Here is a 25640-nt window from a genome sequence, read left to right as displayed (position 1 = left end):
TTGAAGCCCGCGTTTTAGCGATCCGCGCCCCCGAGTCAAGCGGGTTCTGGCCGTTGCAGTCCCGGCCCGCCCCGGGGGCGCGCGTCTCAGGCCAGCACCTGCGGCAACCGCATCGCCTTGTGGATCCGCTGGCGCGCGGCGCGGCCCAGATGCAGCGCCTCGGCCAGCCGGTCAAGATGCGCGATCTCGGCCGGGCTGTCGACCCTGGTCGTCACCACCGCCGCCGCATAGACCGCCGTGCGCTGATGAGTGCCGGTCTCGGCCGCAAGCGCCTCGATGTCGATGGGCCGGGCCATCTCGGCCTCGACGAAGGCGCGCTCGTCCTCGGAGGCATCGCCCAGGACATCGAGGATCGCGGCGCGCTCGACCGGGTCGATCTCGCCATCTGACTTGGCCGCCATGATCATCGAGCGGATCAGCAGCCGCGCGTTCTTCTCCATCGAGACGTCGGGCGGCGAGACCTCGCCCATCGCGTTCAGGATATCCCGGGCATTGACCGAGCCCGCCCAGGCGGCCCCGCCCAGACCCGCCATCAGCCCGCCGAGCCCGACCATCGCGTGATCGCCGGTCTCGCGCGCCTTCGCGCCCAGCCATTTGGCGTTTTCCTTGAGCGCCGCGGCGCCGCCCGGCACCTGCATCCGCTCCAGCAGCGGCCCGATCTGGCTGCCGAGCCCGGCCCGCGTCGCGGCCGATTTCACGGAATCGGCGATTCCGGCGCCGCCTCCCATCTTCTGGAACTTCTCAAGCCCCTTGGCGGCGGCAAAGCCCACGGCAAGGGTGGCCATCGTCCTGACAAAACTCATCCGGTCTTCCGTCCCTCTGCTATCCCGCTATGCGGAGATGCGCGTTTCCCGCCCCTGCAACCTAGAGGCTTTCCCGCACCGGCCAAGGCGGAATCGGCCGGAACGCCCGGGCCGGTTTCACGGCGGGGACGAGGACGATATGCGCGGATGGCCTGTAAGCCGGATTCTGTCCGGGGGCGCGAGGCCCCCTGGATGACCATTCCTCTGGGCGTACCGTTACCGATACGCTCAAGCTGCCAACCCGGACCCCTGGGCCGAAGCCGCCCTGCAGGTCCAGCCTGCGCGGGGTCCCTATTCGGCATTGCTCCCGGTGGGGCTTGCCGTGCCGGTCCTGTTGCCAGGCCCGCGGTGGGCTCTTACCCCACCGTTTCACCCTTACCTCCGAAACCGGAGGCGGTCTGTTCTCTGTGGCGCTTTCCCTGGGGTTTCCCCCGCCGGGCGTTACCCGGCACCGTCGCTTCGTGGAGTCCGGACTTTCCTCGAAGGCTTGCACCCCCGCGGCCATCCAGCCATCCGCGCGACGCCCGATCTAGGCGCCCGCGCCGCCCGGGTCAACGGGGAAGCGGCGGGCAAGATCCGTGATGACGGCCATGTCGGCGACCGCAAGCGGCCCTCCGGCCCAGGGCCGGAACCGCTGGCGCAGCGCGTCGAGCACGTGACCCGTGTCCCAGCGCGCGCCATAGCCGAAGGCCGTAGCCGCCTCGCGGAAGGCGGCCTCATCGGGGGCGACGTCGTCGACAGGCGCGGGCCAGACCGCCAGCCCCTGCCGCGCGAGCCTCAGCCAGTCGAACCGCCGGCCCGGGTCCCATTTGCGATCAGGCGCCATGTCGGAATGGCCGATCACCCGTTCGGGCCGGATCGACCAGCGCGCGAGGATGCCGGGCAACAGCGCGTCCAGCGCGGCCATCAGCGGCGCCGGGAACGGCCGGTCGCCCGGATTGTCGAGCTCGATCCCGATCGAGCGGGAATTGACGTCCTCGACCCCGCCCCAGCATCCGGCCCCGGCATGCCAGGCCCGCGCGGCCTCGTCGACAAGCTGGGCGACCTGCCCGTCGGCGGCGATCAGGTAATGGGCCGAGACCTCGGCGGCCGCATCGCAGAGCCGGTCGAGCGCCGACGCGGCATCGGCCATGGCGGTGAAATGCAGCACCACCATGTCGGGCCGCGCGCCGCCACGCCGGGCGCCGCAATTGGGCGAGGGACGCCAGAGCGGCGTCACGCGGTTATCTTTCGGCAAGCCGGAACGGCGAGGGATCCCAGTAGCAGGCGAAGCCGTCGCCATCGGGGTCGATCCCCAGCCGGTCGCGCTCGGGCCCGCCATTCTTGAGGAAGGCTTCCTGGGCGTGATCGTCCGAGCCGTACTTGGCGCAGCGCCGGGCCAGGGTTTCGGGCGCCACCGCACGGCCGCGCTTGTAGACCGGCTGGCCAAGCGGATTGGTGGTGCTCAGCGCGTATTCGATGATGCCGGCACCATCGCCGCCCGGACGGGGCGGCAGCGGCTCGGGCGGGATGAAGGTGTATTGCTCGCGCTGCTGTTCCAGCCGCTGGCGGTCGCTGGCGATGGATTCACGGGCGCTGACGGCGGCAAAGCTCTGTTCGTCCGAGATCCCGGCATGGTTTTCAGCATGCACGCCGGGCGTGGCGGTGGCATCGGAACTCTCGACCGCCGAAATCGGCCCGCCGGTGATCTCGGTCACGACGCCCTGCGCGGGCGCCGCATCAAGCGGCTGGGCCGAGACGGTGCCTTGCAGCACGCCTTCGCGATGGGCGCTGTAATCGGCGTAGTTGTCGAACCCGACTCCGGCCGCGGAATCGGGCAGTTGCGTATTGCACGCGGCCAGCGCCAGAAGCGCAATCGCGGAGGTCACGGCACGCATCGGGTCCATCCTGCTCGTGGTTTCGATCCCAGTGATCCGGCGCGCCTTACCACCATTTCTCGGGCTTGGAAACAAATCCCGCGGCCCGCTCAAGAACATGTGCGGTGTTCAGCAGATCGCCCTCGCCCCAGGGCTGGCCGATCAGCTGAAGCCCCAGCGGCAGGCCCTGCTGGTCGAGCCCGGCGGGCACCGAAATGCCCGGCAGACCGGCGAGGTTCACGGTCACGGTGAAGACGTCGTTGAGATACATCGCCACCGGATCGGCATCGGCCATCTCGCCCAGACCGAAAGCGGCCGAAGGCGTCGCGGGCGTCAGGATCGCATCGACGCCGGCTGCGAAAACCTCGTCGAAATCGCGCTTGATCAGCGCGCGGACCTTGCGGGCGCGGTTGTAATAGGCGTCGTAGAAACCCGCCGACAGCACATAGGTGCCGATCATCACCCGGCGCTGGACCTCCTTGCCGAAACCCTCGGCGCGGGTCTTTTCGTACATCTGCACGATGCCGTCGCCCTGCCCCAGCTTGGCCCGGTGGCCATAGCGCACGCCGTCATAGCGCGCGAGGTTCGAGGACGCCTCGGCCGGCGCGATCACATAATAGGCGGGCAGCGCGTATTTGGTGTGCGGCAGGCTGATCTCGACGATCTCGGCGCCTGCATCCTTCAGCATCGCACTGCCGTCGGCCCAGAGCTTCTCGATCTCGGCGGGCATGCCGTCCATGCGGTATTCCTTCGGGATCCCGACGGTCTTGCCGCGGATGTCGCCGGTCAGCATCGATTCGAAATCCGGGACCGGAATGTCGGCGCTGGTCGAATCCTTCGGGTCATGGCCCGACATGGCGCCCAGCATGATGGCGGCGTCGCGCACCGTCCTGGTCATCGGCCCGGCCTGATCCAGCGACGAGGCAAAGGCCACGATCCCCCAGCGCGAGCAGCGCCCATAGGTCGGCTTGATACCGACGATGCCGGTGAAGGCCGCGGGCTGACGGATCGAGCCGCCGGTATCGGTACCGGTCGCCGCCATGCAGAGATCGGCGGCAACGGCCGAAGCCGAGCCCCCCGAAGACCCGCCCGGCGTCAGCTGCCGGTCGTCGACCTTCCAGGGATTGACCGCGTTGCCATAGGTGCTGGTCTCGTTCGACGAGCCCATGGCGAACTCGTCCATGTTGAGCTTGCCCAGCATGACCGCGCCCGCATCCCAGAGATTCCGGGTCACGGTCGATTCGTATTCGGGCCGGAAGCCCTCGAGGATCTTAGAGGCGGCCTGCGAGGCCACGCCCCTGGTGCAGAACAGATCCTTGATCCCCAGCGGCATGCCGCACAGCGCGGGCGCCTCGCCCGACGCAATCCGGGCATCGGCGGCCCTGGCCTGGTCCATCGCGATCTCGGGGGTCTTGTGGACGAAGGCATTCAGCGCTCCCGCGCCGTCGATGGCCGAAAGATACGCCTCGGTCAGCGCGACCGAAGTGGTTTCGCCCTTGCGCAGCGCGTCGCGCGCCTCGGCAATGGTCAGCCTGGTCAGATCGCTCATGGCGTTACTCCACCACCTTGGGAACCGCGAAGAAGCCCTCGCGCGCATCGGGCGCATTGGCCAGGATCCGGTCCTGCATCTCGCCGTCGGTCACCACATCCGCGCGGCGTTTCAGCCGCATCGGGGTGACACCGGTCATCGGCTCGATGCCGGTCACGTCGACCTCGTTCAGCTGTTCCATGAAGGTCAGGATGCCCGACAGTTCCTGCGCCAGCGCCGGCAGGTCGTCTTCCTGAACGGCGATCCGGGCGAGGTGCGCCACCCGCCGCGCGGTGTCGATGTCGATGGACATGGGGCCGCCTTTCCGTGCTCGTGAAATTCGTCCCCGCGTTTAGCCGTCTGCCGCGCATGCTGCAAGAGCGCGCCCGGGGGCCGAGCCCCCCAGCCCCGCAAGGCGACAGGCAATGTCGCGGGCGGGACGCAAAGCGGCGTCGGGGGAATGGCGCTTGCACTCGCGCCGGGCCTTTCTCCATAACGCAAGGCGCCGAAACGCGCGTTCAAGACATTCAGGCAAGGATTCCGCCGATGGCCTCGACACATTTCATCCTGACGCTCACCTGCGACGACCAGCCCGGGATCGTCGCCACCGTCGCGAATGCGGTCACCGCGCTTGGTGGCAACATCCAGGACAGCGCCCAGTTCCGCGATCCCGAAAGCAACCGGTTCTTCATGCGGGTCGCGTTCCACACGCAGGCCCCGTCCGAGGCCGAGGCGATCCGCGCCCGACTGGCCCCCGCCATCAACGGCTACGGCATGGACGCCGAGGTGGTCGATGCCGAACGGCGGCCGAAGATCATCCTGATGGTATCGAAATTCGACCATGCGCTGCTGCATATTCTCTATCAGATCCGGGTCGGCTGGATGGAGGCCGACGTGGTCGCCGTGGTCTCGAACCACGAAGACAGCCGCGCCACGGCCGAGGCGGCAGGCATTCCCTATTATTGCTGGCCGGTGACGAAGGACACGAAGGCCGAGCAGGAAAGGAAAGTGCTCGACCTGGTCGAGGAAACCGGGGCCGAGCTGGTGGTTCTGGCGCGCTACATGCAGGTGCTTTCGGACAAGCTGAGCCGCGCGCTGTCGGGCCGGGTGATCAACATCCACCACTCGTTCCTGCCGTCCTTCAAGGGCGCGAAACCCTATCACCAGGCGCATGAGCGCGGGGTCAAACTGATCGGCGCGACGGCGCATTTCGTGACCGCCGATCTCGACGAGGGGCCGATCATCGAGCAGGAGACCGAGCGCGTGAACCATGCCCTCTCGGCCGAGGATTACGTTGCGGTCGGGCGCGATATCGAAAGCCGGGTGCTCGCGCGGGCGGTGCGGCTGCATCTACAGCGCCGGGTTCTGCTGAACGGTCACAAAACCGTCGTCTTCATGCCCGGCTGACGCCCGGGACAGCGATTCGCCGGAGGAACCGTCCCTCCGGCGGGTCGACCGATGCCCGGGCCGCAGACCTCCCCTTCCGAAGAAGGGGGAATTTGTCCAACAATTCCATTTTAACCTTTTGCAATTTGCGGCGTTTGCGCCAGCAATCCGTTTTTCGCTCCGGAATGCCAGACTTGCAGAGCGAGATGGGGCATTATTTTATATGACATTAACAGGAGGTGGCGTTCTTGGATGTCTGTTTTTTAAAATCTCACGTTTTAATTCTACTGAAGACTGTGCCATGCTGCCTTGATCCCGCGCTGGAGGAGATGTCGGGCATGGATGTGCTGGAGCGTATCAGAGGAACGCGTATCCCTCTTGCCATTCTTGCGATCGAGGCCGACGTTCCCGAAGCCGAGATCGCGGCGGCGCTCAAGGGCTCGCGGGCACTGACATTTCTGCAGGAATGCCGGATCGCGAGGCATCTCGACAGATCGGACCTGCCGGGTCGGCGGCACCGCCGGATCTGACCGGCAGCCCGTCGGCCCTGCCCGGTCGGTGCGCATCCGGTCCGATGCCGGTCCGCAGGACCGGAATCTGAGGGATCTCAGCCCGGGACGGCCCCCCTGGACGCGCGCCGCACATGCTGCCGGTAAACCTCGATCATCCACCCCAGCATCACTGCGTTCAGAAGATGCCAGACGAAATGCGTCCCGAGCGGCAGCGCCGCGCAGACCGGCAGGTCGATGGTGCGGAAAGTGAGCGAGACCGCCAGCAAGCCAACGCCAAGGCCAAGCCCCGCTGCGACCTCTGGAAGGCGGCGGACCAGAGCCAGCGCATAGACGAGGATCAACAGCGCGACCGGCGCATAGCCCGCCGACGATCCAAGCCAGCCGAGGCGCCCGAACAGTGGGCCCGTGACGGCGGCATAGGGAAAGAAGAGCGCGGTCAGCCCCAGCGCGGGCCAGAGCCCGAGGCCCCAATAGGTGCGGTTGGCCACGAAGACATAAAGCAGAATGAAACAGAGGATCGGCAGGACATCGGCCATAGAGGCCCATTCGGTCGCCAGGGTGTGAAAGAGAAAGCTGCCGACGCCGATCACTGCCAGCACCGCCGCCAGCGCGCGGCCCAACGGCATCCCGTCACAGCGGCGCCACATCACCAGTGCGGCCAGAACGAATGCGGCATTCGTCGCGGCATTCACCGGTTCGGCCCAGAAGGTGAAATCGGTCCGCTCGCAATAGGCGTCGATCTGTCGCGTCCAGTCCATGGGCATACCGGCTCCGCTCTGTTACTTTTCCCGGCAATCATGGAGCACGCGGCCAGCGCGGCAAAGGGGGAAACCCGGGGGCGGGGGCGGCGCGGCAGAGGAGAACGCGACATGAAGATCACCTGGCTCGGGCATTCCGGCTTCCGTATCGAGATCGAGGACCAGATCCTGCTGATCGACCCCTGGCTCGTGGGCAATCCGATGTTCCCCGAAGAGCGGCGGGCCGAGGCCATCGGCGGCGCGACCCATGTCCTGGTCACGCACGGCCATTTCGATCATGTCGCGGACACCATCGCCATCGCGCGCGAGCTGTCGATCCCGGCGGTCGGCATCTTCGATCTGATGAGCTGGTGGGAGTCCCGCGAGGGGATCGCGGTAATCGGCTTCAACAAGGGCGGGACGGTCCGGCTTGGCAATGTGGCGGTGACAATGGTGAACGCCACCCATTCCTCCTCGGTCCAGGGCCCCGATGGCCCGGTCTATACCGGCACCGAATCGGGCTTCATGATCGCGGGCGAGGGCCATGTGATCTATGTCAGCGGCGATACCGACGTGATGGCGGACATGGAGATCTTCAATGATCTGCACGCACCCGATATCGGGCTGCTTTGCGCTGGCGGGCATTTCACCATGGACATGAAGCGTGCGGCCTATGCGGCCAGGACTTTCTTCCATTTCAAGACAGTGATCCCCTGCCATTACCGCACCTTCCCGATTCTCGAGCAGTCCGCCGAGGCGCTTAAGCAGAACCTGCCCGGCGTCCGGGTGATCGAACCCGAGGTCCTGGTGCCGATCGAGCTATAGGGCCTCCTCTGCCTCGTCGCGGGCCACCACGATTTTTCGCAGAAAAATCGCGCCCTTCGGCGGCCCGCGCGCGCCGATCACCGGCGCGGGGCGAAAAACGCCTTCAGCAGGGCCTCGGCCTCGGCTTCCGCGATGCCGTCATAGACCTCCGGCACATGGTGGCTCTGTGGGTGCGCAAAAACCCGCGCCCCATGCGCAACGCCCCCCGATTTCGGATCTGCCGCACCGTAATAGAGCCGCGCGATCCGCGCCTGCCCGATGGCCGAGGCGCACATCGGACAGGGCTCCAGCGTCACGTAAAGATCATAGCCCGGAAGCCGTTCCGACCGGGCCTCCGCACAGGCCGCCCGCAGGGCCAGGATCTCGGCATGGGCGGTCGGATCGGCCAGTTCCCGGGTCCGGTTGCCCGCCGCCGCCACGATCCGGCCGCCGGGCGCGACCACCACCGCGCCCACCGGCACCTCGCCCCGCCGTGCCGCTGCGCGGGCCTCGGCCAGCGCCCTGTCCATATGGCTGCGAAACGGGCTCATCTCTCCCTCATGCCGCGCCCCCGCCGCCCGCGCAAGCCGCTTCCCCCGCCCCGCGATCCGGCGTAAACCCCACCCATGGACAAGACCGGACAAGAGGGCGAGCGGATCGCCAAGATCCTGGCGCGGGCAGGGCTCGCGTCGCGGCGCGAGGCCGAGCGGATGATCGCCGCCGGGCGGGTGACGGTGAACGGCCGCCGGATCGCAAGCCCTGCGCTGAACGTCACGCCGGCCGACCGGATCGCCGTCGACGGCGCCCCGCTGGCGGCGGCCGACCGGCCGCGGCTCTGGCTCTATCACAAGCCCGCGGGCCTCGTGACCACCGCCAAGGACGAGAAGGACCGCGAGACGGTCTTCGACAAGCTGCCCGAGGACATGCCCCGCGTCATGTCGGTCGGACGGCTCGACCTCAATTCCGAGGGCCTGCTGCTTCTGACCAATGACGGCGCCATCAAGCGGCGGCTGGAACTGCCGTCGACCGGCTGGCTGCGCAAGTACCGCGTCCGGGTCAAGGGCACGCCCGAAGACGCCACGCTTGCCCCGCTGCGCGAGGGCATCGTCATCGCGGGCGAGAGTTTCCGGCCGATGGAGATCACGCTCGACCGCCAGCAGGGCGCCAATGCCTGGCTGACCGTCGGCCTGCGCGAAGGCCGGAACCGCGAGATCCGCCGCGCCATGGAGGCTGTCGGACTGACCGTGAACCGGCTGATCCGGATCAGCTATGGCCCGTTCCAGCTTGGCGCTTTGAAGGCGGGCGAGGTCGAGGAAATCCGCGGCCGCGTGCTGCGCGACCAACTGGGTCTTGAAAGCCCCGAGGGCGAGGCAACCGCCCGGCCGCGATCCCTCCGCCCCAGATCGGGCGCCGGAAAACCAGGTGCTCCCAAGACCCCGGGGTCAAAGCCGGGCGCCAAATCGGGCGGCCCGAAGCCTTCGGGCTCAAAGACCCCGCGCCGGTCGGAGGGGCCAGCTTCGGCCAAGACGCCGGACGGCGTCGCGGGCCGAAAGCCGCCCCGGGGCGCAGGCACGCCCGGCGCCGCACGGCCGATGCGGCCGCGCGGCAAGGCTCCGCCCGGCTGATCGGCAAAACCCGCCGACACTTGCTTTTAACAGCCGCGTCGCATCCCATGTATAAGGGAAGGCCGTGAAGACAGAGGGGATCATGTCGGGCACCGGGTTGCAGAAATTGTCGTTCTTCCTGCTGATCGCGCTGGTCTTCTACGTGGCCGTCATGGGGGGCGCGTGATGGCCAACCGGTTCGGCGGCCGCTACAGCCCCGGCACGCCCGGCCCCGAGACGGCCGCCCCGCCCCGCCATCCGTTCCAGGGGCGGCGTCCGGCACGGGCCGCGGGCCGGGCCAATGCGATGTTCTTCGCGCCCCTGCCGCTTTTGCCGCGCGCCTTCTTTTCCGACCCGGCGGGGCTGGCACTGACGCTTGGCGCCTTCGGCGTGCTGATCCTTGCCGCCTGGCTGACCCGCGAGGGGCTGCGGGCCGAGGATGCCTGGGCCGCCCGCAAGGTGGCCCGCCGCCCGGCGCTGCCGCGCAAGATCCTGGGCTCGGGTCTCACCGGCGCGGGGCTCTTGCTGGCGGGGATCGGCGGCGGCGACTGGCTGACCCCGGCGATCTATGCCGTCTTGGGCACCGCGCTCCACAGCTTTGCCTTCGGCCTCGATCCGCTCGGCGACAAGGGAATGGAAGGCATCGACAGCTTTCAGCAGGACCGCGTGGCGCGCGCCATCGAAGAGGCCGAAAAGCACCTGGCGACCATGTCCGAGGCGATCCGGCGCGCCGGCGACCGCGGGCTCGAGGCGAGGGTCGAACGGTTTCAGGCGGTCGTGCGCGACATGTTCCGCACGGTCGAGGAAGACCCGCGCGATCTGACCGCCGCCCGGCGCTATCTGGTCGTCTATCTGCTGGGCGCGCGCGATGCGACCGTGAAGTTCGCCGATCTTTACGCCCGCACCCGCGATGTCACCGCCCGCCAGGATTACGAGGCGCTTCTGGGCGATCTCGAGGACAATTTCGCCGCCCGCACCCGGGCACTGATCCAGGACGACCGCACCGATCTTGACGTCGAGATCGAAGTCTTGCGCGACCGGCTGCAACGGGACGGCATCCGCACGGCGCCCGTCGCGCCCATTTCGGGAGAGAATGCATGAGCTCGGACAACAATCGCCTGAAGGCGGCGCAGGACGTCGCCGAAGTTGAAAAAGTGACATTGGCGGTCCTGCCCGAACCGGCCCGGGATCTGGTCCCGCTGGACGGCGCCGCGCCGCCGGTGGCCGACGCCATCCGCGCCCGCATGGCCGAGATCGACATGTCGGACAGCAATTCGATCATCGGTTTCGGGTCCAGTGCCCAGGCCGAGTTGCAGACCATCAGCCAGGCCATGCTGGCCGATGTGCGCAACAAGGACGTGGGGCCCGCAGGCGACTCGCTCCGCGAGATCGTGACCACGATCCGGGGCTTTTCGGTGTCCGAACTCGACGTGCGGCGCGAGGCGAGCTGGTGGGAAAAGCTGATGGGGCGCACTGCGCCCTTCGCCAAGTTCGTCGCGCGATTCGAGACGGTTCAGGGCCAGATCGACTCGATCACCGACCGGCTGCTGACCCATGAACACACGCTGCTGAAGGACATCAAGTCGCTCGACAAGCTTTACGAGAAGACCCTCGATTTCTACGACGAGCTCGCGCTTTACATCGCCGCGGGCGAAGAGAAGCTGAAAGCTCTCGACGCCACCGAGATCCCCGCCAAGGAGGCCGAGGTCGCCGCGGCCCCCGAGGCCGATCAGGTGATCCGGGCGCAGGAGCTGCGCGACCTGCGCGCCGCGCGCGACGATCTTGAACGCCGGGTGCATGACCTCAAGCTGACCCGCCAGGTGACGATGCAGTCGCTGCCCTCGATCCGGCTGGTGCAGGAAAACGACAAGTCGCTGGTCAGCAAGATCAACTCGACCCTGGTCAATACCGTGCCGCTTTGGGAAACCCAGCTGGCGCAGGCGGTCACCATCCAGCGCTCGAAAGAGGCCGCGCTGGCGGTCCGCGAGGCCAGCGACCTGACCAACGAGCTGTTGACCGCCAATGCCGCCAACCTGCGCCAGGCCAACAGGACCGTGCGCGAGGAAATGGAACGGGGCGTGTTCGACATCGAGGCGGTCAAGAAGGCCAATGCCGATCTGATCGCGACGATCCAGGAAAGCCTGACCATTGCCGACGAGGGCAAGACCCGGCGCGCCCAGGCCGAGGACGATCTGAAAAAGATGGAGGCAGAGCTGCGCGACACCCTCGCCTCCGCCAAGTCGCGGGCGCAGGGCGCCGGCGCCCTGCCGGAGGCCTGACCGCATCGTGACGCCGAAATCGCGCCCTTCCTTTCGGCCGGGGCTCGGGCCGGGGGCGCTGGCCAGCGCCCTTGCCGTGGCGTTGGCCGGCTGTCAGATGGCGCCCGCGCCGCCTGAGACACGGCCCGCCGCCCGCCCCGCCGAAGCGGTGCAGCCGGAGCTTTCGCCCGACAGCCAGGCTTTGGCCCGGCATTACGCCCGGGTGCAGGCCGATCTTCTGTCGCGCGGCCTGCTGCGGACCGATGGCGGCGAGACCGATGTGCCTTTCACCCGCCGCGCGCTGGTCGAGAATTTCGTGCGGATCGCGCTGTTCGACGAATATGTCAGCCGCGGCGGGCATCTGGTGGCGCGCGAGACCGAAAGCCGGCTCCGGCGCTGGGAACAACCCGTCCGCTTTGGCATCACCTTCGGCGCAACGATCCCGGCCGCCCAGCGCACCCGGGACCGGGCCGAGATCGCGGCCTATGTCCGGCGGCTGGCGCGGGTGACCGGGATGCCGATGTGGGTGACCAGCCCCGAACAGGCCAATTTTCAGGTCTTCATCGTCAATGAGGACGAGCGCCGCCGCCTGGGTGGCGACCTCGAACGTCTGATCCCGGGCATCGACGTCGCCGCCCAAAGCACGATCGCCGTGATGCCGCGATCGACTTTCTGCCTGGTGCTGGCCTTCTCGAAGGGCGAGTCCAGCACCTACTCCAGCGCCGTCGCCGTGATCCGCGGCGAACATCCCGACCGCCTGCGCCAATCCTGCGTGCATGAGGAACTGTCCCAGGGGCTGGGGCTGGCCAATGACAACCCCTCGGTACGCCCGTCGATCTTCAACGACGACGAGGAATTCGCGCTGCTGACGCCCCATGACGAATTGCTGCTGAAGATGCTTTACGACCGGCGCCTGCGCCCGGGCATGACCCCGGCCGAGGCCCGCCCCATCGTCGAGCAGATGGCGGCCGAGCTGATGGGGGGCGACGCCTGAGGCATGCGCTCTGGCGCCCGGCATGGCCGCGTCCGGCACCGGCCCTATAGTTTGACCCGGACACCACGGAGGACCTGACCCATGGGCATTTTCGACTTTCTCTCCGGCGAGTTCATCGACGTCATCCACTGGGTCGACGACACCCGCGACACCATGGTCTGGCGGTTCGAACGCGAGGGCCATGCCATCAAGTACGGCGCCAAACTGACAGTGCGCGAGGGTCAGGCGGCGGTCTTCGTTCATGAGGGCCAGCTGGCCGACGTGTTCACGCCCGGCCTCTACATGCTGGAAACCAACAACATGCCGGTGCTGACCACGCTGCAGCACTGGGATCACGGCTTCCGGTCTCCCTTCAAGTCGGAAGTCTACTTCGTCAACACCACCCGCTTCACCGACCTCAAATGGGGCACCAAGAACCCGGTGATGCTGCGCGACCCCGAATTCGGCCCGACCCGGATCCGCGCCTTCGGCAGCTATACGGTCCGCGTCACCGACCCGGCCCGCTTCATGGTCGAGATCGTCGGCACCGATGGCGAATTCACCATGGACGAGATCGGCTTTCAGATCCGCAACATCATCGTGCAGGAGTTTTCCCGCGTGATCGCGGCCTCCGGTATCCCGGTGCTGGACATGGCCGCCAACACCGCCGATCTGGGCAAGCTGATTTCGGGCGAGGTGTCGAAAACGCTCGAGGCCTACGGCCTGACCATGCCCGAATTCTACATCGAGAATATCAGCCTGCCGCCCGAGGTCGAAAAGGCGCTGGACAAGCGCACCTCGATGGGGATCGCGGGCGATCTGGGCCGCTACACCCAGTATTCCGCGGCCGAAGCCATGACCGAGGCCGCCCAAAGCCCCGCGGGCGGCGGCATGGCGGCGGGGATCGGCGCGGGCCTGGGCATGGCGATGGCCCAGAGCGTCGCCCAGACCGGCCCCTGGGGCGCGGTGCCGCGCAGCCCGGCGGCCGAGGCCGCGATGCCGGTCCCCCCGCCCCCGCCGCCGGTCGAACATGTCTGGCACATCGCCGAGAACGGCCAGACCTCGGGGCCGTTCTCGATGGCCCGGCTGGGACGGATGGCGGGCGAGGGCAGCTTCCGCCGCGACAGCTTTGTCTGGACCCAGGGCCAGGACGGCTGGAAGCGCGCCGAAGAGGTGCCCGAGCTTGCCCGGCTTTTCACCGTCGCCCCGCCACCGCCCCCGCCCGGGGTCTGAGCCCGGGATGACCGCCCCCGACCACCGCTTTCCCTGCGACCAGTGCGGGGCAGACCTGCGATTCTCTCCCGAGGACGGTCGGCTGATCTGCGACCATTGCGGCCATGAGGAGCCCGTCGAGGGCACCGGCCCCTGGGACGCGCCGCTGGCCGAGCTGGACTACCGCGCGGCGCTCGACGCGGCGCTGCCGGGGGCCGAGATGCAGGACGTCCGGCAGATCAAATGCCCCAATTGCGGCGCCGAGTTCGAGATGGACGAGGCCACCCATGCCGCCGAATGCCCGTTCTGCGCGACCCCCGTCGTCACCGGAACCGGGGTTCAGCGGCGGATCAAGCCCAAGGGCGTGCTGCCCTTCGCGCTGTCCGAGGCCGAGGCGCACAAGGCAATGACCGACTGGCTGGGGCGGCTCTGGTTCGCGCCGAACGGGTTGCAGGCCTATGCCCGCAAGGGCCGCCGGATGGAGGGCATCTACGTCCCGTACTGGACCTTCGATGCCGACACGAGATCTCAGTACAGCGGCGCGCGGGGCACGATCTATCACGAAACCCGCCGGGTGATGCGCGAGGGCCGGTCGGAGACGGTGCAGGTGCAGAAGATCCGCTGGACCCCGGTTTCGGGCCGGGTCGCGCGGTTCTTCGACGACGTGCTGGTTCTGGCCTCGGCCAGCCTTCCGAAACGCTATACCGACGCGCTCGAACCCTGGGACCTGTCGCTGATGCTGCCCTACCGGCCGCAGTATCTGGCGGGCTTCCGGGCCGAAGGCTACACGGTCGATCTGGAAACCGGCTTTGCCGAGGCGCGCCGGACCATGGACCGGGTGATCCGCCGCGACGTGATGTTCGACATCGGCGGCGACAGCCAGCGGATCGACCGGCTCGAGACCCAGGTTTCGGCGGTCACCTTCAAGCATGTTCTGCTGCCGGTCTGGCTGGCCGCCTACCGCTATCGCGGCAAGACCTACCGCTTCGTCGTCAACGGACGCAGCGGCCGGGTTCGGGGCGAACGGCCCTGGTCGGCCTGGAAGATCGCCATTGCCGTGGTGCTGGGTCTCGCGCTGGCGGCCGGGATCGGCTATCTGGCCGCGCTGCAGCAGTAGGCGATGCCCGTTTGCACCCACCGGGTCCGCGCGCTAGCCTGACCCCGACAGAGCGAGGCGAGCCGACCATGATCCTTTGCGCGGGCGAGGCCCTGATCGACATGCTGCCCCGGACCAGCACCGAGGGCGAGCCCGCTTTCGCCCCGCATGCGGGCGGCGCGGTCTTCAACACCGCGATCGCGCTTGGCCGGCTGGGGGCGCCGACCGGCTTTCTCGCAGGCCTCTCGACCGATCTTTTCGGCACCCAGCTTGCCGAGGCTCTGGCCGCCTCGGGGGTCGAGACCGGGCTTTGCCTGCGCTCGGACCGGCCGACCACCCTGGCCTTCGTGACGCTGGTCGACGGTCACGCGCGCTATGCCTTCTATGACGAGGCGACGGCCGGGCGGATGCTGACACCCGCCGACCTGCCCGCCCTGCCCGCGTCGGTGCGCGCGCTGTTCTGCGGCGGCATCTCGCTGATGGCCGAGCCCTGCGGCAGCGCCTATGAGGCGCTGTTCCTGCGCGAGGCCGGGGCGCGGGTGACCATGCTGGACCCCAATATCCGGCCCGGCTTCATCGCCGACGTGCCCGCCTATCGCGCCCGGATCGCGCGGATGATCGCCGCGGCCGACATTCTCAAGATCTCGGACGAGGATCTGCACTGGCTCGAGGGTCCGGGGGACGCGCGCGATCTGGCGCGGGGGCTTCTGACCCGGGGACCGCGGCTGGTGCTGCTGACCCGGGGCGCCGGGGGCGCCGATGCGCTGAGCGCCGGGGCCGAATGCCACGTGCCGGCGCCGCCCGTGCAGGTCGTCGATACCGTGGGCGCGGGCGACACCTTCAATGCCGGGCTGCTGGCCGGGCTGGCCCGGGCGGGCAGGCTCGACCGCGACGCGCTTGCTGACGGGGTGCCGGGGGCGGAGCTGAAGGCCGCGCTGGATCTGGCGATCCGCGCCGCCGCCGTCACCGTCGCGCGCGCGGGCGCCAACCCGCCCTGGGCGGCGGACCTGGCATGAGGGCGCTGGTCCAGCGAGTCAGCGAGGCCGCGGTCCGGGTCGATTGCGCCTGTCTCGGCGAGATCGGGCCGGGGCTGATGATCCTCGTTTGCGCCATGGCGGGCGACACCGAAGCCGAGGCTGACAAGCTCGCCCGCCGCATCTCGCGGATGCGGATCTTTCGCGACGCGGCCGACAAGATGAACCTCTCGGTCCTCGATACCGGCGGCGCGGCGCTGGTCGTCAGCCAGTTCACCCTCGCCGCCGATACCTCCAGCGGCAACCGCCCGGGCTTTTCGCATGCGGCCCCTCCGGCCGAGGGCGAACGGCTGTATCTGCGTTTCGCCGAGGCCTTGGCCGCCGAAGGCGTGCCGGTCGCAACCGGGCGGTTCGGGGCCGACATGAAGGTCTCGCTGGTCAATGACGGTCCGGTGACGATCTGGATCGAGGCATGACCGCGCCCGACCCCGCCTGACCGGCCGCCCACCGGAGACGTCGATGGCCCTGCCCCCGCCCTTCGCCGACTGGTTCGCCGCCCGGGGCTGGACCGTGCATCCGCATCAGACCGCGATGCTGACCCGGGCCGACGCCCCGTCGCTGCTGCTGATCGCGCCCACGGGGGGCGGCAAGACGCTTGCAGGTTTTCTACCTTCTTTGGTCGAGATTTCAGAAAATTCCGCACATGGATTGCACACTCTCTACATTTCACCGCTGAAGGCGCTGACCGCCGACATCCGCCGCAACCTTGGCCGCCCGATCGAGGAGATGGGCCTGCCGATCCGCGTCGAGGATCGCACCGGCGACACCTCGCAGGCCCGTCGTCGCCGCCAGCGCGCCGACCCGCCGCATATCCTGCTGACCACGCCCGAAAGTCTGGCGCTGCTGCTCAGCTACGAGGACGCGCCGCGGATCTTCGCCGGGCTGCGCCGCGTCATCGTCGACGAACTCCATGCGCTGGCCGAGTCGAAGCGCGGCGATCTGCTGACGCTGGGCCTTGCGCGGCTGCAGAGCCTCTGCCCCGGGCTCCGCCGCGTCGGGCTGTCGGCCACGGTCGAGGACCCGCCCGCGCTGGCAAGCTTTCTGGCCCCGACGGGCGCGCCCTGCGAGATCCTGACCGCCGATCCGGGCCCGCCACCCGACATCGCCATGCTGGACACGAGCGCGCCGCCGCCCTGGGCCGGGGGTGGCGGGCGCCACGCCATCCCGGCGGTGCTGGATCAGATCGCACGCCACCGCACGACGCTGATCTTTCACAACACCCGCGCCCAGGCCGAACTGTTCTTCCGCGATCTGTGGCTGGCCAACGAGGATGCCCTGCCGATCGCGATCCACCATGGCAGCCTGTCGCGCGAGGCCCGCGAGAAGGTCGAGACGGCAATGACCGAGGGGCGGCTGCGGGCTGTCGTCTGCACCGGGTCGCTCGATCTCGGGATCGACTGGGGCGATGTCGATCTGGTGATCCAGGTCGGCGCGCCGAAGAACGTCAAGCGGCTGGTGCAGCGGATCGGCCGCGCCAATCACCGCTATAACGCCCCGTCGAAGGCCCTGCTTGTGCCCGCGAACCGCTTCGAGGTGGTCGAATGCATGGCGGCACTCGACGCTGTGCGCGCGGGCGATCTGGACGGCGAGCCGCGCGGCCCCGGCGCCCGCGACGTGCTGTGCCAGCACATTCTGGCCACCGCCGCCGCGGGTCCGTTCGACGCCGAGGCCCTGTTCGCCGAGGTGCGTTCGGCCGGGCCCTATGCCGACCTCACGCGGCCCCGATTCGACGCCTGCCTCGACTTCGCGGCCACCGGCGGCTACGCGCTGCGGGCCTATGACCGCTGGCAGCGGCTGAAACAGGCGCCCGATGGCCACTGGGGCTTGCGCGACCCGCGCGCAGCCCAACGCATCCGGATGAACCTTGGCACCATCGTCGAGGAAGAGACCCTGAAGGTGCGGCTGCGGCCCGCGCGCGGCGGCGCGCCGCTCGGCGAGGTCGAAGAGGCCTTCGCCGCGACTCTGACCCCGGGCGACACCTTCCTGATCGGCGGCCAGGTCGTGCGCTATGAAGCGCTCCGCGAGATGGTGGTCGAGGTCAGTCGCAGCCCCGGCCGCGACCCGAAGATCGCGGTTTTCGCCGGAACCAAGTTCGCCACCTCAACGCGTCTGGCCAAGCGCATCCTGGCGATGTTCCGGGCCGAAGACTGGCCCGGCCTGCCCGCCCATACCGCCGACTGGCTGGCGCTGCAGCGCAGGGTCTCGGCCCTGCCCGAGCGCGACCGCCTGCTGATCGAGACCTTCCCCTATGAGGGCCGCCAGCATCTATGCGTCTACGGCTTCGCGGGGCGGAACGCACAGCAGACCCTGGGCCTTTTGCTGACCCGGCGGATGGAAGCCGCCGGACTGGCGCCGATTAGCTTCGTCGCCTCGGACTATGCCACGCTGATCTGGGGGCTCGAGCCGGTTGACGCCCCCTCTGACTTGATGGATTCGAACGAGCTATATACAGCCTTTGCTGGCTGGCTCGCTGGAAATGCGGTCATGAAGCGCACATTTCGAACATCCGCCGTCATTGCCGGTCTGATCGAGCGAAACCTGCCCGGGCAGCGCAAGACAGGGCGGCAGGCCACCTTTTCGTCCGACATCCTGTACGACACGCTGATGCGCTACGACCCCGATCACGTTCTGCTCGAGATCACGCGCGAGGAGGCAATGAAGGGGCTCGTCGATTTCGGCCGGATCGAGGCGATGCTGGCCCGCGTGCGCGGCCGGATCGACCACCGGCGCCTTGACCGCGTCTCGCCGCTGGCCGCACCGCTGTTTCTGGAAGCCGGGCGGGTTCCGGTGAAGGGCGCGGCCGAACAGCGTCTGATCGACGAAGCCGCCGCCCGGCTGATGACGGCCGCCGGTCTGAGTTGAAGCGAGGACTTCGCCCTTGCCTCCAGGAGGCGGATGCGGTTGAAACAAAGCATGAACGAACATCCTTTCCCGCTGGCCGGAACCGTCCTGACCGCCCGCGCTTCCGGCGCGCTCTGGTGGGAGGCCGAACGGCTGCTGGCCGTGTCCGACCTGCATCTGGGCAAGGCCGACCGGCTGGCGCGGCGCGCGGGCGCCCTGTTGCCGCCCTATGACACCCACGAGACTTTGACCCGGCTGGCCGCCGAGATCGAGGCGCTGGCGCCCCGCACGGTCATCTGCCTCGGCGACAGCTTCGACGATGACGACGCGGCCCGCGATCTGCCCGAGCCCGCAACCGACCGGCTGACGGCGCTGATGGCCGGACGTCGCTGGATCTGGATCTCGGGCAATCACGACCCGGCCCCGCCCGATCTGGGCGGCACTGCCCTGGCAGAGCTGGCGCTGGGGCCGCTCAGGTTTCGCCATATCGCCGAGCGAGAGGCCGAGGGCGAGGTCTCGGGGCATTATCACCCGAAGATGCGGCGGCGGCTGGGCGGGCAGAGCGTGGCACGGCCTTGTTTCCTGGTCGACTGCAGGCGCGCGATCCTGCCCGCCTTCGGCGCCTATACGGGCGGGCTTGCGACGCACGCCCCGGTGCTGGACGCGCTGATGGGCGCCGATGCGCTGGCGATCCTGACCGGGCCGAAGGCGCTGGCCCTGCCCATGCGGGCGTGACAGCGAAGATCGCCCAAGCTAGCGTCGATCCCGTACCGGTGCAGGGAGAGTCCATGCAGCACGCGCCCAGAAATCCAGACTTCGAGGCCATCGTCCGCGAGAGTTTCGCCCGGCAGGCGATGATGTCGACCCTTGGGGCCGGGCTGGTATCGGTCGCACCGGGAACCGTGGCGATCTCGGCGCCGATCAGGCCCCAGTTCGGCCAGCAGATCGGGGCGGCCCATGCCGCCTTCACCTTCGCGCTGGCCGACAGCGCCGCGGGTTACACGGCGCTGAGCCTGATGCCGCCCGACCATGACGTGCTGACCAGCGAGGCCGGCATCCACCTGCTGGCCCCGGCGCTTGGCGACCGGCTGATCGCGACCGGATCGGTGGTCAAGACCGGCAGGCGGCTGTTCGTCGTCCGCTCCGAGGTCTTTGCCGAAACCGGCGACCGTCCCGGCCAGGGTCGGACCCATGTGGCCAGTTTCACCGGAACGATGGTGCCAATCCCGCTTTAGGCGGTCAGGCCCTCGGGTTCGGGCAGGCCGTTGGCGCGGCAGCAGGCGGTCACGGTATTGGCCAGCAGGCAGGCAATGGTCATCGGTCCGACCCCGCCCGGCACCGGCGTGATGGCGCCCGCCACCTCGGCCGCGCTGGCGAAATCGACATCGCCGACCAGCCGGGTCTTGCCCTCGCCCTTTTCAGGCGCGGGAACCCGGTTGATGCCGACATCGATCACCGTCGCGCCGGGCTTGACCCAGTCGCCCGGGATCATCTGCGGGCGCCCCACGGCGGCCACCAGGATATCGGCGCCACGGCAGACCTCGGGCAGGTCGCGGGTGCGCGAATGGGCGACGGTCACCGTGCAGCTGTCAGCCAGCAGCAGCTGGGCCATCGGCTTGCCGACAATGTTCGAGCGCCCGACGACGACGGCGTTCAGCCCCGAGAGCGAACCCAGAGTATCGCGCAGCATCAGAAGACAGCCCAGAGGGGTGCAGGGCACCATCGACTTCTGCCCCGTCGCCAGCAGCCCGACATTCGAAATGTGAAAGCCGTCCACATCCTTGGCCGGGTCGATCGCATTGATGACCTTGGCCTCACCGATATGCGCCGGCAACGGTAGTTGCACCAGAATCCCGTGCACGGAGGGGTCCGCGTTCAGCCGGTCGATCAGCGCCAGCAGGTCCGGCTCGGAGGTGTCGACCGACAGGCGATGTTCGAAAGAGGCCATTCCGGCCTCGCGGGTCTGTTCGCCCTTGTTGCGGACGTAGACCTGGCTGGCCGGGTCTTCGCCCACCAGAACCACGGCAAGGCCGGGGGTCAGCCCGTGATCGGCCTTCAGCCGGGCCACATGGGCCGCGACCTTCTCGCGGATCCCGGCGGCAAAGGCCTTGCCGTCAATGCGTGTCGCAGTCATCCCCGTACCTCCTTGGCCCCCAGGGCCCGCTCTTCGCGCCCGATCGACCATTCGATCAGCGTCCGCCACAGCGTCTCGACAAGATCGGGGTCGAGCCCTTCTGCCCCGGCCCGCGCCCGAACATTGGCCACCACCTCCTCGACCCGGTCGTCGATCCGCGCAGGCAGACCCGCGGCGGCCTTCAACTCGGCGGCGCGGTCGATATAGCGGGCGCGCTCGGCCAGAAGCCCGACCAGACGCGCGTCGAGCGCGTCGATCTGTGGGCGAAGCTCGTCCATGCTGCGGCAGGTCTGGGGGGGAATCATGGGGCCTCTCGACTTCCGGTACGTCTGGTTCGCGTGTTACCCCGCCTGCCCGCGCGCCGCAATGCGGCAGCGCCTCAGAACAGCCCCTCGATCTGGCCCTCGGCATTCAGACCGATGGAATGGGCCGCGGGTTCGGGCGGCAGGCCGGGCATGGTCATGATCCGCCCGCAGATCGCCACCACGAAGCCCGCCCCGGCGGCCAGCCGCACCTCGCGCACCGGCACGTCGAAGCCCTCGGGGGCGCCGGTCAGCGCCGGATCGGTCGAGAAGGAATACTGGGTCTTGGCCATGCAGACCGGCAGATGGCCATAGCCCGCCTCTTCCCAGGCGGTCAACTGGTCGCGGATCTTCTGGTCGGCCACCACGTGATCGGCGCGGTAGATCCGGCGGGCAATGGTCTCGATCTTGTGGAAGAGACCCATCTCGTCGGGATAAAGCGGCGCAAAGCTGTGATGGTCGGTCTCGGCCAGCGCCACGACCTTGCGCGCCAGCGGCTCGATGCCTGCGCCGCCCTCGGCCCAGTGGCGGCACAGGATCGCCTCGGTCCCCTGCCCGCGCACATAGTCCTGCACGGCTGCGATCTCGGCCTCGGTATCGCCCGCGAAATGGTTGATGGCGACCACTGTCGGCACCCCGAAGGACCGGACATTCTCGATATGGCGGCCGAGATTGGCACAGCCCGTCCGGACTGCCGCCACATTCTCGGCCTTCAGATCGTCCTTGGCGACGCCGCCATTCATCTTCAGCGCCTTGACCGTGGCCACCACAACCACCGCCGCGGGCGCAAGCCCCGCCTTGCGGCACTTGATGTTCATGAATTTCTCGGCGCCCAGATCGGCCCCGAACCCTGCCTCGGTCACCACGTAATCGGCCAGCCGCAGCGCCGTGCGCGTGGCGATGACCGAGTTGCAGCCATGGGCGATATTGGCGAAGGGGCCGCCATGGACGAAGGCGGGGGTATGTTCCAGCGTCTGAACCAGATTGGGCTGGATCGCGTCGCGCAGCAGCACCGTCATCGCCCCGTCGGCCTTCAGCTCGCGCGCATGCACGGGCGCCCGGTCGCGGGTATAGCCGATGATGATCTCGCCCAGCCGCCGCTGCAGATCGGCAAGGTCGGTGGCCAGGCACAGGATCGCCATGACCTCGGAGGCGACGGTGATGTCGAACCCGGTCTCGCGCGGATAGCCGTTCGACGGCCCGCCCAGCGAACAGACGATGTCGCGCAGCGCCCGGTCGTTCATGTCCATCACCCGGCGCCAGGTGACCCGGCGCTGGTCGATGCCCAGCGCATTGCCCCAGTAGATATGGTTGTCGATCATCGCGGCCAGCAGGTTATGCGCCGCCGTGATCGCGTGGAAATCGCCGGTGAAATGGAGGTTCATGTCCTCCATCGGCACGATCTGGGCATAGCCGCCGCCGGCCGCGCCGCCCTTCATGCCGAAACAGGGGCCCAGCGAGGCCTCGCGGATGCAGATCGCCGTCTTGTGGCCCAGCCGGGCCAGCCCGTCGCCAAGGCCGACCGTGGTCGTCGTCTTGCCCTCGCCCGCAGGCGTCGGGTTGATCGCGGTCACCAGGATCAGCCGTCCCTCGGGCCGGTCCTCGAGGCCCGCGATGAACTCGGCCGTGACCTTGGCCTTGTCGTGGCCGTAGGGCAGAAGCGCCTCGGGCGGAATGCCCAGCTTGGCGCCGATCTCCTGGATCGGGCGCTTTTCGGCGGTGCGTGCGATCTCGATATCCGTCTTCGGGGCCATGGCCGATCCTCCCGCGTTTTCCGTTTTGCCAACAGATAGCGGCTGCACCCGGCGAGGGCCAGAACCCTCGACGATCAGACGGTGAGGGTGAAGAATACGCGGGTGAATGGAAAGAGAACGCTGCCATCCGGCGCGGCGGGATAGGCCAGGTCCAGCGCGGTCTCGTACTCGGTCAGAAACGCGGCCAGTTCGTCGCCGTCGAGCTTGGCCGCAAAGGGGCGCAACGCCGTCGCCTCGGTAAAGCGGCGCACCGGATGGCCGTCGGCCGCGGGGTCGAGCCGCTGCACATAGGACGTCTCCCAGGCCGAAACGGTGCCCAGCGGCGCCAAAATCCGGGCATAGGCCGCGGCTTCGGCGACCGGCGGCACCCAGCCGGAAAAGTCGAACCGGTCGGGAAAGCAGCGCGCGGCGATCTCGCGCATCAGAGCATGCGAGGGGGCGGCGAACTGGCGGGGCATCTGCACCGCCAGCGTGCCCCCCGGCCCCAGCGCGCGCGCCAGGCGCGCGAAAAGCCCGGCATGATCGGGCAGCCAGTGGCAGAGCGCGTTGGAAAAGATCAGCGCGACCGGCGCCTCGGGGGTCCATGTTGCGGCATCGGCCTCGATCAGACGGTCGTAAAGCCCCGGGACGCGGGCCTCGTCCAGCATGGCGGGCGAGCTGTCGACCCCGGTCAGGGTCGCACGCGGAAACCGCATGCGCAGCGCGCCCGCGACCGCGCCATTGCCGCAGCCCAGATCGACGACGCCGCCCTCGGGCAGCTCGGGTACCTGCGCCAGCAGATCCAGCGCCGGGCGCAAACGCAAACCCCGGAACCTTGCGTAGGTTCCGGGGTTCCAGTCTTCAAAGCCGTGAGGGCTCACGCCTGCGGCTCGGGTTCAAAGCCCGACTTGGGCCGGGGCTTGGTCTTCGGGATCGCCGTGACCGAGGGCGTGTCGCCGCCTGTCGAGGACGGCGTGTCGTCATCGCCCCGGTTCAGCGGCTCGCCCGCGATCACCTTGGCGATCTCGCTGCCGGTGAGGGTCTCGTATTCCAGAAGCCCCTGGGCCAGCCGTTCGAGATCTTCGCGCTTTTCGGTCAGGATGTGCTTGGCGGTCTGATAGCCTTCGTCGACCAGCGCCTTGACCTTGTCGTCGATGATCTTCTGGGTCGCGGTCGAATGCTTCGGCCCGCTGTTATAGGACCCCAGATAGCTGTCCTGCTCGTTGGCATAATCGACATAGCCCAACTCGTCGTCAAAGCCGAACTGCGTGACCATCGCCCGGGCGATCCGGGTCGCCTGCTGAATGTCCGAGGACGCGCCCGAGGTCACGTTCTCCTTGCCGAAGATCAGCTCTTCGGCCACGCGCCCGCCCATCGCCATCGCGATCTTGGACTTGTACTTGGTGTAGCTGACCGACAGCTGGTCGCGTTCGGGCAGGCTCAGCACCAGACCCAGCGCACGACCGCGCGGGATGATCGTGGCCTTGTGGATCGGGTCGTGCTGCGGGACATTGAGGCCGACGATGGCATGACCGCCCTCGTGATAGGCGGTCAGCTTCTTCTCGTCCTCGGTCATGACCATGGACCGCCGCTCGGCGCCCATCATGACCTTGTCCTTGGCGTTCTCGAAATCTTCCATCGTCACGAAACGCCGACCGACGCGCGCGGCCATCAGAGCCGCTTCGTTGACGAGGTTCGCGAGATCCGCGCCCGAGAAGCCCGGCGTGCCGCGCGCGATGATGCGCAGATCCACATCGGGGCCCAGCGGCACCTTGCGGGCATGAACGCCCAGGATCTTCTCGCGGCCCTTGATGTCGGGGTTGGGCACCTGCACCTGACGGTCGAACCGGCCGGGACGCAACAGCGCGGGGTCCAGCACGTCGGGGCGGTTGGTGGCCGCGACGATGATGATGCCCTCGTTGGCCTCGAAGCCGTCCATCTCGACCAGAAGCTGGTTCAGCGTCTGTTCGCGTTCGTCATTGCCGCCGCCATAGCCCACGCCGCGCGACCGGCCCACGGCGTCGATTTCGTCTATGAAGACGATGCAGGGGGCGTTCTTCTTGGCCTGTTCGAACATGTCGCGCACACGGCTGGCGCCGACGCCCACGAACATTTCCACGAAGTCCGAGCCCGAGATGGTGAAGAAGGGCACGCCTGCCTCGCCCGCGATGGCGCGCGCGAGCAGCGTCTTGCCGGTGCCGGGCGGGCCGACCAGCAGCGCGCCTTTCGGGATCTTGCCGCCGAGACGGCTGAACTTCTGCGGGTTGCGCAGGAATTCGACGATCTCTTCCAGCTCTTCCTTGGCCTCGTCGATGCCCGCCACGTCGTCGAAGGTGACGCGGCCATGCTTTTCGGTCAGAAGCTTGGCCTTGGACTTGCCGAAGCCCATCGCGCCGCCGCGCCCGCCGCCCTGCATGCGGTTCATCAGGAAGATCCAGATGCCGATCAGGATGATGAAGGGCAGAAGCGTGCCGATATAGGCCAGAAGCCCGTTCTGTTCCTGCGGCTCGGCGCGGACATCGACGTTCTTGGCCAGCAATTGCTCGGTCACGTCGGTGCCGCGCGGCACGATTGCGGTGACGGTGGAGCCATCGGACTCGCGGATCACCGCGCGCTCGCCGTCCAGCGTGACGCTGGAAACCTCGCCCGCATCGACATTGCGCAGGAACTCGGAATAGCTGATGGTGTGCGAGGACATCGTCCCCTGCCCGCCGCTGAACAGATTGAACAGGGCCAGGATCAGCAGGAACAGGACGACCCAGAAGGCGATTTGTCGCGCGTTGCCCAAGGCGTACTCCTTGAATTTCGGTCCGCCGGGCGAAGGGCT

Annotated in this window: 26 protein-coding genes and 1 other RNA gene; 14 read left to right on the top strand and 13 right to left on the bottom strand. The window is 68.3% G+C overall.

The features are described 5' to 3' along the window. Positions 1-86 precede the first annotated feature (86 nt). The 6 genes from EV657_RS12130 to gatC form a co-directional block, all read right to left on the bottom strand. Positions 87-803 carry a DUF533 domain-containing protein gene (locus EV657_RS12130; protein WP_134078024.1) on the bottom strand — a complete coding sequence of 239 codons (717 nt, stop codon included), beginning with the start codon at positions 801-803 and terminating at the stop codon, positions 87-89. 139 nt (positions 804-942) lie between these two features. Beyond that, positions 943-1320, bottom strand: an RNA gene (gene rnpB / locus EV657_RS12125) — RNase P RNA component class A. A 12-nt stretch (positions 1321-1332) separates the two neighbouring features. Continuing rightward, a complete protein-coding gene (locus EV657_RS12120; protein WP_425057256.1) occupies positions 1333-2022 on the bottom strand; it encodes an N-acetylmuramoyl-L-alanine amidase in 690 nt (229 codons plus the stop codon). Between the two features lie 4 nt (positions 2023-2026). Beyond that, positions 2027-2680 carry a hypothetical protein gene (locus EV657_RS12115; RefSeq protein ID WP_243837575.1) on the bottom strand — a complete coding sequence of 218 codons (654 nt, stop codon included), beginning with the start codon at positions 2678-2680 and terminating at the stop codon, positions 2027-2029. A 46-nt stretch (positions 2681-2726) separates the two neighbouring features. Then, positions 2727-4208, bottom strand: coding sequence for an Asp-tRNA(Asn)/Glu-tRNA(Gln) amidotransferase subunit GatA (gene gatA / locus EV657_RS12110; RefSeq protein ID WP_134078018.1), 1482 nt, complete (start codon positions 4206-4208; stop codon positions 2727-2729). Positions 4209-4212: 4 nt separating this feature from the next. Next, positions 4213-4500: an Asp-tRNA(Asn)/Glu-tRNA(Gln) amidotransferase subunit GatC gene (gene gatC / locus EV657_RS12105; protein WP_075785453.1), complete on the bottom strand. Its 288-nt coding sequence runs from the start codon at positions 4498-4500 to the stop codon at positions 4213-4215. A gap of 233 nt (positions 4501-4733) precedes the next feature. Here gatC and purU point away from each other — a divergent pair, with 233 nt between their 5' ends. Both purU and EV657_RS12095 read left to right on the top strand, forming a co-directional pair. Continuing rightward, entirely contained in the window at positions 4734-5594 is an 861-nt protein-coding gene (purU, locus tag EV657_RS12100; RefSeq protein WP_075785452.1) for a formyltetrahydrofolate deformylase, read from the top strand. 227 nt (positions 5595-5821) lie between these two features. Beyond that, complete coding sequence (locus tag EV657_RS12095; protein ID WP_133260390.1) at positions 5822-6103, top strand: hypothetical protein; 282 nt, start codon at positions 5822-5824, stop codon at positions 6101-6103. A gap of 77 nt (positions 6104-6180) precedes the next feature. On the opposite strand, the gene EV657_RS12090 is transcribed toward EV657_RS12095, so the two are convergent. Next, positions 6181-6843 carry a ceramidase domain-containing protein gene (locus EV657_RS12090; protein WP_113669287.1) on the bottom strand — a complete coding sequence of 221 codons (663 nt, stop codon included), beginning with the start codon at positions 6841-6843 and terminating at the stop codon, positions 6181-6183. 111 nt (positions 6844-6954) lie between these two features. Here EV657_RS12090 and EV657_RS12085 point away from each other — a divergent pair, with 111 nt between their 5' ends. Continuing rightward, the gene (locus EV657_RS12085; RefSeq protein WP_113669288.1) at positions 6955-7647 is read left to right on the top strand and encodes a metal-dependent hydrolase; all 693 of its coding nucleotides are present in this window, start codon (positions 6955-6957) and stop codon (positions 7645-7647) included. Positions 7648-7724: 77 nt separating this feature from the next. On the opposite strand, the gene EV657_RS12080 is transcribed toward EV657_RS12085, so the two are convergent. Next, positions 7725-8177, bottom strand: coding sequence for a nucleoside deaminase (locus tag EV657_RS12080; RefSeq protein ID WP_075785449.1), 453 nt, complete (start codon positions 8175-8177; stop codon positions 7725-7727). Positions 8178-8252: 75 nt separating this feature from the next. Here EV657_RS12080 and EV657_RS21895 point away from each other — a divergent pair, with 75 nt between their 5' ends. The 11 genes from EV657_RS21895 to EV657_RS12025 all read left to right on the top strand — a co-directional run bounded on the left by EV657_RS21895 (position 8253) and on the right by EV657_RS12025 (position 19879). Then, positions 8253-9251, top strand: coding sequence for a pseudouridine synthase (locus EV657_RS21895; RefSeq protein ID WP_134078017.1), 999 nt, complete (start codon positions 8253-8255; stop codon positions 9249-9251). Between the two features lie 165 nt (positions 9252-9416). Further along, complete coding sequence (locus EV657_RS21890) at positions 9417-10331, top strand: 5-bromo-4-chloroindolyl phosphate hydrolysis family protein (RefSeq protein ID WP_113669291.1); 915 nt, start codon at positions 9417-9419, stop codon at positions 10329-10331. Next, positions 10328-11509, top strand: coding sequence for a toxic anion resistance protein (locus EV657_RS12065; RefSeq protein ID WP_113669292.1), 1182 nt, complete (start codon positions 10328-10330; stop codon positions 11507-11509). The genes EV657_RS21890 and EV657_RS12065 overlap by 4 nt, the downstream gene beginning before the upstream one ends. A 97-nt stretch (positions 11510-11606) precedes the next feature. Further along, a complete protein-coding gene (locus tag EV657_RS12060; RefSeq protein WP_134078080.1) occupies positions 11607-12482 on the top strand; it encodes a DUF2927 domain-containing protein in 876 nt (291 codons plus the stop codon). A gap of 81 nt (positions 12483-12563) precedes the next feature. Beyond that, a complete protein-coding gene (locus EV657_RS12055; RefSeq protein ID WP_113669294.1) occupies positions 12564-13694 on the top strand; it encodes an SPFH domain-containing protein in 1131 nt (376 codons plus the stop codon). 7 nt (positions 13695-13701) lie between these two features. Continuing rightward, positions 13702-14790: a TFIIB-type zinc finger domain-containing protein gene (locus tag EV657_RS12050; RefSeq protein ID WP_134078015.1), complete on the top strand. Its 1089-nt coding sequence runs from the start codon at positions 13702-13704 to the stop codon at positions 14788-14790. Between the two features lie 68 nt (positions 14791-14858). Beyond that, positions 14859-15785: a carbohydrate kinase family protein gene (locus tag EV657_RS12045; RefSeq protein WP_134078013.1), complete on the top strand. Its 927-nt coding sequence runs from the start codon at positions 14859-14861 to the stop codon at positions 15783-15785. Then, entirely contained in the window at positions 15782-16219 is a 438-nt protein-coding gene (dtd, locus tag EV657_RS12040) for a D-aminoacyl-tRNA deacylase (protein WP_113669297.1), read from the top strand. Before EV657_RS12045 ends, dtd begins: the two co-directional genes overlap by 4 nt. Before the next feature lie 43 nt (positions 16220-16262). Beyond that, the gene (locus tag EV657_RS12035; RefSeq protein WP_134078012.1) at positions 16263-18665 is read left to right on the top strand and encodes a ligase-associated DNA damage response DEXH box helicase; all 2403 of its coding nucleotides are present in this window, start codon (positions 16263-16265) and stop codon (positions 18663-18665) included. 51 nt (positions 18666-18716) lie between these two features. Next, complete coding sequence (gene pdeM, locus EV657_RS12030; protein ID WP_134078011.1) at positions 18717-19379, top strand: ligase-associated DNA damage response endonuclease PdeM; 663 nt, start codon at positions 18717-18719, stop codon at positions 19377-19379. A 53-nt stretch (positions 19380-19432) separates the two neighbouring features. Next, positions 19433-19879, top strand: a complete 447-nt coding sequence (locus tag EV657_RS12025) for a PaaI family thioesterase (protein WP_113669299.1) — start codon at positions 19433-19435, stop codon at positions 19877-19879. Here EV657_RS12025 and folD read toward each other — a convergent pair. The 5 genes from folD to ftsH form a co-directional block, all read right to left on the bottom strand. Next, positions 19876-20778, bottom strand: coding sequence for a bifunctional methylenetetrahydrofolate dehydrogenase/methenyltetrahydrofolate cyclohydrolase FolD (folD, locus tag EV657_RS12020; RefSeq protein ID WP_113669300.1), 903 nt, complete (start codon positions 20776-20778; stop codon positions 19876-19878). The genes EV657_RS12025 and folD overlap by 4 nt on opposite strands. Continuing rightward, complete coding sequence (locus EV657_RS12015; RefSeq protein WP_075785438.1) at positions 20775-21083, bottom strand: chorismate mutase; 309 nt, start codon at positions 21081-21083, stop codon at positions 20775-20777. The genes folD and EV657_RS12015 overlap by 4 nt, the downstream gene beginning before the upstream one ends. A gap of 74 nt (positions 21084-21157) precedes the next feature. Continuing rightward, entirely contained in the window at positions 21158-22834 is a 1677-nt protein-coding gene (locus EV657_RS12010; protein WP_113669301.1) for a formate--tetrahydrofolate ligase, read from the bottom strand. 74 nt (positions 22835-22908) lie between these two features. Then, positions 22909-23637 carry a methyltransferase domain-containing protein gene (locus tag EV657_RS12005; RefSeq protein ID WP_425057255.1) on the bottom strand — a complete coding sequence of 243 codons (729 nt, stop codon included), beginning with the start codon at positions 23635-23637 and terminating at the stop codon, positions 22909-22911. Positions 23638-23690: 53 nt separating this feature from the next. Further along, on the bottom strand, positions 23691-25601 hold the full coding sequence (gene ftsH, locus EV657_RS12000) for an ATP-dependent zinc metalloprotease FtsH (RefSeq protein ID WP_134078009.1): 1911 nt from the start codon (positions 25599-25601) through the stop codon (positions 23691-23693). Between the last annotated feature and the right edge of the window lie 39 nt (positions 25602-25640).

It is taken from the genome of Rhodovulum visakhapatnamense (assembly GCF_004365965.1).
In the GTDB taxonomy this organism is placed as follows: Bacteria; Pseudomonadota; Alphaproteobacteria; order Rhodobacterales; family Rhodobacteraceae; genus Rhodovulum; species Rhodovulum visakhapatnamense.
This window is presented reverse-complemented; position numbering and strand designations above follow the sequence as displayed.